Origin of the sequence: uncultured Corynebacterium sp. (assembly GCF_902489365.1) — a bacterium.
Lineage (GTDB): Bacteria > Actinomycetota > Actinomycetes > Mycobacteriales > Mycobacteriaceae > Corynebacterium.
Map to the genome: position 1 here is coordinate 1 of NZ_CABTZR010000075.1, position 10251 is coordinate 10251.

7 protein-coding genes and 1 pseudogene are annotated in these 10251 nt (G+C 62.5%); 2 read left to right on the plus strand and 6 right to left on the minus strand.

Annotation, left to right across the window (positions count from 1 at the left end):
- The first annotated feature begins 146 nt into the window (after positions 1-146).
- Positions 147-1547, plus strand: coding sequence for an MDR family MFS transporter (locus tag RDN59_RS09835; protein WP_308607684.1), 1401 nt, complete (start codon positions 147-149; stop codon positions 1545-1547).
- A 9-nt stretch (positions 1548-1556) separates the two neighbouring features.
- Here the strand turns inward: RDN59_RS09835 and RDN59_RS09840 are convergent, their stop codons facing one another.
- The 4 genes from RDN59_RS09840 to RDN59_RS09855 all read right to left on the minus strand — a co-directional run bounded on the left by RDN59_RS09840 (position 1557) and on the right by RDN59_RS09855 (position 5895).
- Positions 1557-2798: a serine/threonine protein kinase gene (locus tag RDN59_RS09840; protein ID WP_308607685.1), complete on the minus strand. Its 1242-nt coding sequence runs from the start codon at positions 2796-2798 to the stop codon at positions 1557-1559.
- A 111-nt stretch (positions 2799-2909) separates the two neighbouring features.
- Positions 2910-4418 (minus strand): serine/threonine-protein kinase, encoded by a 1509-nt coding sequence (locus RDN59_RS09845; RefSeq protein ID WP_308607686.1) that lies wholly within the window; start codon positions 4416-4418, stop codon positions 2910-2912.
- 2 nt (positions 4419-4420) lie between these two features.
- Positions 4421-5086: a hypothetical protein gene (locus RDN59_RS09850; protein WP_308607687.1), complete on the minus strand. Its 666-nt coding sequence runs from the start codon at positions 5084-5086 to the stop codon at positions 4421-4423.
- 122 nt (positions 5087-5208) lie between these two features.
- On the minus strand, positions 5209-5895 hold the full coding sequence (locus RDN59_RS09855; protein ID WP_070511101.1) for a hypothetical protein: 687 nt from the start codon (positions 5893-5895) through the stop codon (positions 5209-5211).
- Between the two features lie 234 nt (positions 5896-6129).
- Here RDN59_RS09855 and RDN59_RS09860 point away from each other — a divergent pair, with 234 nt between their 5' ends.
- Complete coding sequence (locus RDN59_RS09860) at positions 6130-8907, plus strand: ATP-dependent Clp protease ATP-binding subunit (RefSeq protein ID WP_308607688.1); 2778 nt, start codon at positions 6130-6132, stop codon at positions 8905-8907.
- A gap of 147 nt (positions 8908-9054) precedes the next feature.
- On the opposite strand, the gene RDN59_RS09865 is transcribed toward RDN59_RS09860, so the two are convergent.
- Together RDN59_RS09865 and RDN59_RS09870 are read right to left on the minus strand one after the other, a co-directional pair.
- Positions 9055-9945, minus strand: a complete 891-nt coding sequence (locus RDN59_RS09865) for a cation diffusion facilitator family transporter (protein ID WP_308607689.1) — start codon at positions 9943-9945, stop codon at positions 9055-9057.
- A 75-nt stretch (positions 9946-10020) separates the two neighbouring features.
- Positions 10021-10251 (minus strand): annotated as a pseudogene (locus RDN59_RS09870) (hypothetical protein); the annotation flags it as partial.

Consider the following 10251-nt stretch of genomic DNA (forward strand, 5'->3'; position numbering starts at 1 on the left):
ACGAGGGTCCACATGTGGCTCGTGTGGCACCCCCGGCCACCAGAGGAATACACTAAATCGCTCACGTGTTGTCTCTTGGGTGCTGCCGATGTGAGTAGCAGCGCTGAAGACCCAAAATAGAAAAGTTGAAAGGTGTAGTCGGCCGAATGTCCGCTGAAATCCCTTCGAAGGTAATAACTACCCTCAGCATCCTGGTGCTGGGAGCGATGGTCATGATCCTCAACGAGACCTCGCTCTCCGTCGCGCTACCGGCCATTATGGCGGACTATTCCATTCCTGCCACGAACGCCCAGTGGTTGTTGACGGGATTCATGCTCACCATGGCAGTGGTTATCCCCACCACCGGCTTCCTCCTGGAACGGCTCACGACGCGTCAGATCTTCGTGACGTCCGCAGGACTCTTCCTGGCCGGAACCGTGGTGGCGGCCCTCGCGCCGAGCTTCTTCGTCCTGCTGGTGGGCCGCGTCCTTCAAGCTGGCGGAACCGCTTTGATGATCCCTACTCTGATGACCGTGGCGATGACGCTTGTCCCACCGCAGCGCCGCGGCACGGTGATGGGCATCATCTCCGTGGTGATCTCCGTGGCCCCGGCTTTGGGGCCCACCGTTGGCGGAGCGATTCTCAACCATTTTACCTGGCACGTCATCTTCTGGGCTATGGTCCCGCTCATCGCTCTCATCCTGCTTGCCGGGCTGTGGCGGTTGAGTAACGTCGGTGAGAGTCGCGATACCCCGCTCGATGGCCTCTCCGTTATCCTTTCCGCCTTTGCGTTTGGCGGGTTGATCTATGGTTTGTCCTCGATGGAAAAGATGCTGCAGGGCGGCGCCTGGGTGGATATCGCCGTTACCGTGGTCGGCGTCATCGCGCTCGTCGTATTCATCCGTCGGCAGCGGCGCCTGGCTCTTGAGGATCGCGCCCTGATGGATCTGCGGCCCTTCCGCGTGCGCAACTTCACCCTCGCGGTGATCATCCTCCTCCTGTCCTTTGGGCTCATGCTGGGAATGGTCACGGTTTTGCCCATTTACCTGCAAACGACCTTGGGTGCCACGGCTTTCGTTACCGGGCTGGCGGTAATGCCGGGCGGCATCCTCCAAGCCTTCCTTTCTCCGATTGTGGGCCGTCTCTTCGATTCCTACGGCCCGCGCCCGCTCATGATTCCTGGATCACTGCTCATGGTGGCCGGACTGTGGCTCATGGCCACCTTGGGTGAGAACTCAGCTGTGTGGATGGTCGTGGGTATGCACGTGATCTTCTCCCTCGGCATGTGCTTGATGATGACGCCGCTGATGACTACGGCGCTGTCCTCGCTTCCGAAGAAGCTCTACTCGCACGGCTCGGCAATCATGAACACTTTCCAGCAGTTGGCGGGTGCGATGGGTACGGCGTTCCTCGTCGTCTTCCTTACCCGCGGCACCTTGGCGGGCGCTGCCGCTGGGTTAAGCCCGGCCGCGGCGACGGCACAGGGAACGCACTGGGCTTTCCTGTTTGCCGGTGTGGCCGGTATCGCCATTGCGGTGATAGCACCGCTGCTTAAGCGCGCGGACTAACTGCGTGGTTTAACACAGCGGCAGGTTCAGGCGGATGTCTTCTGCGTCCTCGCCCCAGACGAGGACGGCGTCAGTGGAGTCCTCGGCGCTCATGTAGAACACCGGCTCGGAATCGGAAACGTCGTAGCTGTACACGGTGCAGCGCCCGTTGGACAGTTCCTGCCCGCCTTGCGTAGGGCCAGCTGCCTCGCGCTGGGCGGCGTCCCCGTACCGCGCCACGGAGTAGCTCACGCCGTCACCAACGCACGTAATTTTGGCCTCCTGGCCGTTTTCCGGATCACGGGATTCGCAGGTGGCGCCGTTGAAGCCTTCGTCGCCGGGGCGGGAGCTGATGAGCCCGGGGTGGGCATCGGCAAGCGCCTGCTCTGAGTCGGACCACGCCGACCGCCCCAGGAAGAACCACAACAGGCCACCAATCAGGAGCAGGAGAAGAAGACCCACGCCCAAGCCCGCAAAAACCTTGCCTTTCGACTTCGAGGTGCGCGTGGTGGATGATACCTCCGCGGGGTCGGCAGCATAGCCAGGTTGGGGTTGCTGGGGTTGCCGCGGCCCGGCCCAGTCCGCCTGTGGGGCGGCGGTGTGCTGCGGAGCTGACTGCCACGAGGCCGCGCCCGCGCCCGGACTATCTGTGTTTGTGCTGCGCACGGCGTCGATAACGGCGGCCGCTGAGGGGTAGGCGGCCGCAGCACGGAAGCCTGGGTAGGCCGCGGAGACGAGCTGGGCTAGGCGGTCAATGACCTCCTTCGCGGAGGCAGTGGGGGCGTCAGTAGCGGTGGCCGGGCCGACCGAGGCGAAGAAAGCGTTCGCGCGGTTATCGGTAAGGATGATGCGCCGCGGGTTGAGCGCACGGAGAGCGAAGCCAGCGCGGCCCTGCTGGATAAGGAAGTCCGTGGCGTCGGCCAAGGGGGCAAAGACGGCGAGAGCTTCCTCCTGGGAAAGGTGGTGGGCGCCGATGCCCGAAGACGTGTACTTCGACAGCTGCTCGCCCGGCAGGCTCCGGCGTACAAAAAACTCCTGACCGTTGTTCATCGTGCCTGTGCCCACGACGGGTGCAATAGCGCTGTGCTGCAGCTGGCCAACGATTCCGGACTGGCGGAGCACGCCGCGGTGCTCTGGACCATAAATCTCTACGAGGAGTTCGTCCTGCGAGGGATCTTCCACGAGAAACAGCGAGGAGCCCGCCCCTTGGTCCAAGACAGCCTTTTCGCGCAGCCGGTGCTGGGTAGTGAAAAATTCAGGAAGCGTAGTCACGGTGAGAGAAATCCTTCGTGGAGGAGGTAGACGGTGAGGTATAAGAATCTTCCTCATTCTAAAGGCGACACCGTGTCCATGGGCGTGACACAGCGCGCCCGCCACGGTGGGCTAACAGATGGGTAAGCTCAAACGGTCCTCGCGAGCGTGCGGACCAGCAAGAACGAGGGCAAAACGCGCAGAGACTCCCGAGGGGTATACTCCCCACGTTCCCGGCTGGTGGGGGATTTCCGCCGAGGTGATGCTGCACGCATCCTGGACCAAGACGTCGAGGCGGCGGGGCATGATGGAGTTGCGGTTGTCCTCCGTGCCAAAATCAGCTGCAACGAGCGTGAGGTCGTCGCCCTTGCACACGATTCGAGCTTGCTGCCCCGCTTCCGGCAGCGCGGGGCGGCAGTCGAGGTTGCGCCACGGAGCGCGGCCAGGGTGCTCCGGCAACAGCTGTGGAAATTGTTGGGCCAGAACTTCGTCGTGCTCGTCCCACCCCGCGCCGTACAGCGCTAGTCCGCCGGCGACTGCCAGACACAGCAACACCGCAGCAAGCACGCCCCCGAGGATGCTCAGGTGGCGGCGCCGCGGCTGCTGGGCGCGCTCGTGCTGGGCGCGCTCGTGCTGGGCGCGCTCGTGGTGGGGGCTGGCCGGTGGCGTGGCAGGGTCGGCGGCAGCATCCGGGGCTGCTGGGCGCGGCGCGGACGCCAGCTCACTCAACTCCGCGAGCATTTCCGATGCGCTGGCGAAGCGCTGATGAGGATCCGGGTTCAGGGCGGTGGCGAAGAAAGCGTTGAGGGCGGGGGCGAGGGGAGCGTCGTCAGGCGCCAGATTATGAGCGGTCAACTGCGGTATCACGCGGCTGTGCGCCCACTGCTGGGGACTGGTGGCGCGGCGCAGATTAACCAGAGTGAGCATCTCCAGCGCGATGAGCGCGAGCGAGTAGCGGTCGCTGGCGGCGGTCGGCTGCGGTGGGTGCTTGACCAGCTGCGTGGGGTATAGCTCCGGCGCCATGTAAGCATCCGTGCCCACGCGCAGGCCTTCGCGCGTCAAGCGCGTGGTGTCTTCGTTGATGGCGATGCCAAAGTCCGCCAGCATGACGGTACAACCCTCGCTGTCGCTGTGGACAGTGGGAGGAGACGCACTATCGGCGATGATGTTTGCGGGTTTGACGTCGCGGTGAATGACCGGCGAAGGCAGGGCCGCCAGGTAGTCCAAGGCCTGTGCGATGGGCGCGAGCAGCTGCACGGTTTCCTCCACCGTGAACTTGGAATTGTCCAAGATGCGCTGGTTGATGTGCGCCTCCAGGCTGGGGCCGCGCAGAAACTTCATAATGAAATAAGGCACGCCACCCGGGGTGATGTCGCCATCGTAGATAGGCACGATGGCCGGATGCTCGAGTGCCGCGACGGTGCGCATCTCCGCCATGAAGCGGCGGACCTCCTCATCATCCTCGGCCGCATGCTGTGCGATGACCTTGATGGCGACTTCGCGGTTCAAGCTTTCCTTGCGGGCGAAGACGATGGTGCCCATGCCACCCGCACCGATTTGGTGGAACTGCGAGTAGCCCTTGGCGCTGAGCTCGGGCTCAAGATCCAAAGGCAGACCGGAAGCGGTGGGCTGGCTGTTCATGGCTATGCGGCGACGATGATGGGCTGGTGAATGACAAAAGGTTCATAACCGGCCTGCCGGATGCTGATCTCTGCAACAAAGTCGCCGGGGTCGGTGAGCCGAGCAATCAGTGTGCATTCCCCGGACTCACAGTTCACGACGAAATCCTCTCCCTCCTTGAGGTGGGACGACTGGGGGTCGGCGAGAAGCGCCACCTGCCATTCGGCATTGTTATCCAGATCCGCCTCGTCCCCACTCAAGTTCGTGGCCTGCACGCTGAGGACAAGGGCACCCCCGGTGGCCCACTGCAGCACGCCGGTCGGGGCAGAGCCGCCGATGGCTCCGTCGTAGCGCCGGTTGTCCAGCTCAACGCGCAGGGTTTGGAAACCATAGGGCTCCACGCCTGAATAGGTGGCCACGATTTCGTTGACCACCCCTGGGCCCGCTTCCTTCTTCGTGAGCAGGTAGGTGCCGTCCTCCTGACGCAGGTGTGAAGTTTCGCTGGGTTCTGGGCTCTCGGAGTCGGTCCCCTCGACAGGAACGTCTTCGTGCTGGGACAGGGTGGTCTGGCCCGTGACCGTGAATTTGGGCGCATCCTCCGCGGTGTCCTTGTTCGGCGCGCACGCAGACAGCGCGAGGAGCGCTACGCCGAGTCCAGCTAGCGCGCGCGGAGAGACGGAGGCGAACATTGGTTGTCAGATCCTTGCAGAGGGACAGATGAGGGATAGAAGGGGATAAAAATAGATAGGGGCCAGAATCAGACAAAGAATAACAGCACCGGTGAGCGGCTTAAAACAATAATGCTGAATTGTTATGAAAGGTGCGCATAGTAGTGCGGGTGTGCGGCCGCGAATTGGGCGAGCACAATGCGCCACGAGATTTTCTGGCCCGGCTGGAACTGCGGAACACCGAGCTTTTGCAAGGTCTCCGCCAGCGTCTGAATCTTGCGCTCTACTTTCTTTTCCGTCCAGTCCAGGGCCTCTGCTAGCTCGCGCTGACTACTCACGACCACCCGTGGCTCCGCAGCGGGGTTGTCGAGGAGTGGCTGAGCGAGGGTCTTGAGCAGCAGGCACTGCTCCTCATTCGGCTCAAAGACGTGGGTGGTAAACGGTCCATCCGGTGGAAGGCTGGGCTGTGGGCTGCGCAGCGACTGCATGACGGTGAGCTCGCACTCGTAGCTCATGGTGGCAGTGGAGAAATAGAGTGTGGAAGTTCCCGGGTGCAGAACCTCAATACTGCCGGGGCTTATCAGGGTGCGGCCGAAGCCGCAGGCGGCGGGTGGCTGGATCGTAGCGGCGATGAAACTGCCGATGTTCTTGATGAACCACTGTGAGCCATTGGACCACACCTGCAGGAACGTACGGTGCATGGCGGGATCATCGGAGGCCAGTAGGAAGTCCCCCTGGCGGCCAAGGGTGACGCTTTCGGAGACCTCGAGGAGGCGGGAGTGCCCAATCAGATCGTCGATAAGCAGGGTGCCGTGCTGTGCCTGTTGCATCGGGGGAGGCTCCTTCCCGCGGGGATGTAACCAGTGTTGACTGAAGAGTTACTTTACTTTAAGGCTTGCGCGCAGGCGCTTGGCGACGCCTCCCGCCACCTGTTCGCTACCGGCGTACAGTGGTTCTACCTGGGGAAACGTGGTTTCTGAGAAGGGGGGTGCGGAAATCACGAATGGAGTGTCCGCCCCGCGCGTTAGAGTGGATGACACATTTACAGCGAAAGGTAAGAGGTAATGTTCGAGAGGTTTACTGACCGTGCTCGCCGCGTCATTGTTTTGGCGCAGGAGGAAGCACGCATGCTCAACCACAATTACATCGGCACCGAGCACATCCTCCTGGGGCTTATTCACGAAGGCGAAGGCGTAGCGGCCAAGGCTTTGGAATCCATGGGGATCTCGCTGGAGGACGTCCGCCGTGAGGTGGAAGAGATTATTGGTCAAGGTTCTCAGCCGCACACCGGCCACATCCCATTTACCCCGCGCGCGAAGAAGGTTCTCGAGCTCTCCCTGCGTGAGGGGCTCCAGATGGGCCACAAGTACATTGGCACTGAGTTCCTGCTGCTCGGCCTCATCCGTGAGGGTGACGGCGTGGCGGCTCAGGTGCTGACCAAGCTGGGCGCCGACTTGCCGCGCGTGCGCCAGCAGGTTATCCAGCTGCTCTCCGGCTACGAAGGGAATGAAGGCGAAGGCGGCCAGTCCCAGGGTGGCCCCGGTCCGGTAGGCGCCGGCGCCGGCGCTGGCCAGGGTGGCCGTGGTGGCCCGGGTGGCTCCGGCGAGCGCTCCAACTCCCTGGTGCTGGACCAGTTCGGCCGTAACCTCACCCAGGCTGCGCGCGACGGCAAGCTGGACCCAGTTGTGGGTCGCGATTCCGAGATTGAGCGCATCATGCAGGTTCTGTCTCGCCGCACCAAGAACAACCCGGTGCTCATCGGTGAGCCCGGCGTGGGTAAGACCGCCGTGGTCGAAGGCCTGGCCCTCGATATCGTTAACGGCAAGGTCCCGGAGACCCTCAAGGATAAGCAGCTCTATTCGCTGGACCTCGGCTCCCTGGTAGCTGGCTCGCGCTACCGCGGTGACTTCGAGGAGCGCCTGAAGAAGGTGCTCAAGGAGATTAACCAGCGCGGTGACATCATCCTCTTTATCGATGAGATCCACACCCTGGTGGGCGCCGGTGCCGCCGAGGGCGCTATCGATGCTGCTTCCTTGCTGAAGCCGAAACTGGCCCGCGGTGAACTACAGACCATCGGTGCCACCACCCTGGATGAGTACCGCAAGCACATTGAGAAGGATGCTGCCTTGGAGCGCCGCTTCCAGCCTGTCAAGGTAGAAGAGCCCTCCCTCGATGACACCATCCTGATCCTCAAGGGGCTGCGCGATAAGTACGAGGCACACCACCGCGTCTCCTACACCGATGAAGCGTTGAAGGCTGCGGCCTCCCTGTCGGACCGCTACATCAATGACCGCTTCTTGCCGGATAAGGCTGTTGACCTCCTCGATGAGGCCGGTGCCCGTATGCGCATCAAGCGCATGACCGCCCCGGAGGGCCTGCGCGAAGTGGATGATCGCATCGCAGAGGTCCGCAAGGAAAAGGAAGCTGCGATTGACGCCCAGGACTTCGAGAAGGCCGCTGGCCTGCGCGATAAGGAGCGCAAGCTGGGTGAAGAGCGCGCGGAAAAGGAAAAGCAGTGGCGCTCCGGTGACTTGGAGGAAATCGCCGAGGTCGGCGAGGAGCAGATCGCTGAGGTCCTCGCACACTGGACCGGCATTCCGGTGCTCAAACTCACGGAGAAGGAATCCAACCGCCTCCTCAACATGGAGGAGGAGCTGCACAAGCGCATCATCGGCCAAGACGATGCCGTCAAGGCTGTCTCCCGCGCCATCCGCCGCACTCGTGCTGGTCTGAAGGATCCGCGCCGTCCTTCCGGTTCCTTCATCTTCGCCGGCCCGTCCGGTGTGGGTAAGACGGAGCTGTCGAAATCCCTGGCTAACTTCCTCTTCGGTTCGGATGATGACCTCATCCAGATCGATATGGGTGAGTTCCACGATCGCTTCACCGCGTCCCGCCTCTTTGGTGCTCCTCCGGGATACGTTGGCTACGAAGAGGGCGGCCAGCTGACCGAGAAGGTCCGCCGCAAACCGTTCTCCGTGGTGCTCTTCGATGAGATTGAGAAGGCCCACAAGGAGATCTACAACACCCTTCTGCAGGTGTTGGAGGATGGCCGCCTGACCGATGGTCAGGGCCGCGTGGTGGACTTCAAGAACACCGTGCTCATCTTCACCTCGAACTTGGGTACTCAGGATATCTCCAAGGCCGTGGGCTTGGGCTTCACTGGTTCTTCGGAGAATGACGCCGATGCGCAGTACGAGCGCATGAAGAACAAGGTCAACGACGAGCTGAAGAAGCACTTCCGCCCCGAGTTCCTCAACCGTATCGATGAGATTGTGGTCTTCCACCAGCTCACCCAGGAGCAGATCGTCGAGATGGTGGAGCTGCTCATCGCCCGCGTGGAGAAGCAGCTCTCCGAGCGTGACATGGGCATCGAGCTCACCCAGAAGGCCAAGGACCTGTTGGCTAAGCGTGGCTTCGACCCGGTCTTGGGTGCTCGTCCGCTGCGCCGCACCATCCAGCGTGAGATCGAGGATCAGCTCTCCGAGAAGATCCTCTTCGGCGAAATCGGTGCGGGCGAAATCATCACCGTGGACGTTGAAGGCTGGGACGGCGAGTCCAAGGACAACTCTTCTGCCACCTTCACCTTCACACCGCGTCCGCGCCCGTTGCCGGAGGACACCTTTGACAAGGAGCTCGAGGAGACCGCCGTGCGGGAGGCCGATGAGGAACTGGCCACCGAGATCGACACCGAAACTCATGGCCCCGACTCCGATGGTCCGGACACGGTGACTCCGGACGTCCTCGACGAGTCTGGTAGCGATTCCGCTGAGGAATCCCACAATGACGATGGCGATGACGGCAACCCGCCGCCGGCAGGTGCCGGTGCTGGCCAGCCGCTCTAAGCACTGACGTGGGCCCCGCGCTGGGCCCACAAGAATTAGCCCCGGACCGCATGCGTGTGACACCGCGTGTGGTCCGGGGCTTTCTGTGCGTGACCGGTGGGCGGGATGGCCCAGTGGGCGGGCCTCCCGCCCACTATTAAAAAGGAATCAGCACACCGTCTCGTGGGATTCGTGCTCTGGGTGCTCGATCTGGATGGTGGAGTGCTCGATACCGTGCTCGCGCAGGGCCTGCTGGGCGGCATCTAACAGCGGACCGGTGTCGACGGTGCCGTCGCGCACGATGTGCACGGTCGTGAGCACGTTCACGCCGTCCAGGCTCCACAGGTGCAGGTCGTGGATGTCGGCAACGCCCTCGACCTGCCGCAGCGCCGGCTCGATCACGCTGGCGTCGAAGCCCGCCGGAACCTGCTCGAGCAGAACGCTCGCCGACAACCGCATGAGCTGCCACGCGCGTGGGAGCACCATCGCGGCGATGAGTAGGGAGGCGATCACGTCCGCCGCCACAAATCCCGTGGTCAGTACCACGATGCCCGCTACGATCACCGCGACCGAGCCGAGCAAATCCACCAGCACGTGCAAGAACGCGCCCTCCACGTTGATTGAGGACTCGCGGTGCCGGTGCAGCACCCACGCCGATAGCGCATTTGCCACTAGGCCGATCACCGCGATGAGCAGCATCGCCTCGCCCTGCACCTCGGCCGGGCTCTGTAGGCGGCGCACCGCCTCGACGACAATCCACACCGAGATTGCCAGCACCATCACCGCGTTCGCCAGCGCTGCCAGCACCTCCACTCGACGGTAGCCGTAGGTGGCCTGGGCTGATGCTTGGCGCCGCCCAACCAACACCGCGATCACCGCAATGATGAGCCCCGCGGCGTCGGAAAGCATGTGCATCGCATCCGCCATTAGCGCCATGGACCCCGCCAACCAGCCGCCGATCAGTTCCGCGAAGAAGACGATGCCGGTAATACTGAGGGCAGCCAGGAGCGCGCGCAGCGGTGTGCTGGAGTGATCGTGGTCGTGGTGCTCGTGTGTCATGCACTCAGCCTATCGCCGCCGGTGCCTATTGACAATTAAATGAAAATGGATAGTAGTGGGCGAATCGTTCTAGCTCTACTTGGCCACGCCGAGGTCTACCAGAGCTTTCTTTGCCACCTCAGGGTCATTATTTTTGATCATGTACTCAACGATTCCCTTATCCTCTGGGAGGATTTCCGCAACAGTGATGAGAGACTCGACTTGCTGTGCCTTGAATGTGGAGCCGCGCGTTGATTCTGCCGGAATCTCAATGCCGTCGAGGACAGGCTTGCCGTCACGAACGGCGGCGGTGGCGGCAGGGTCATC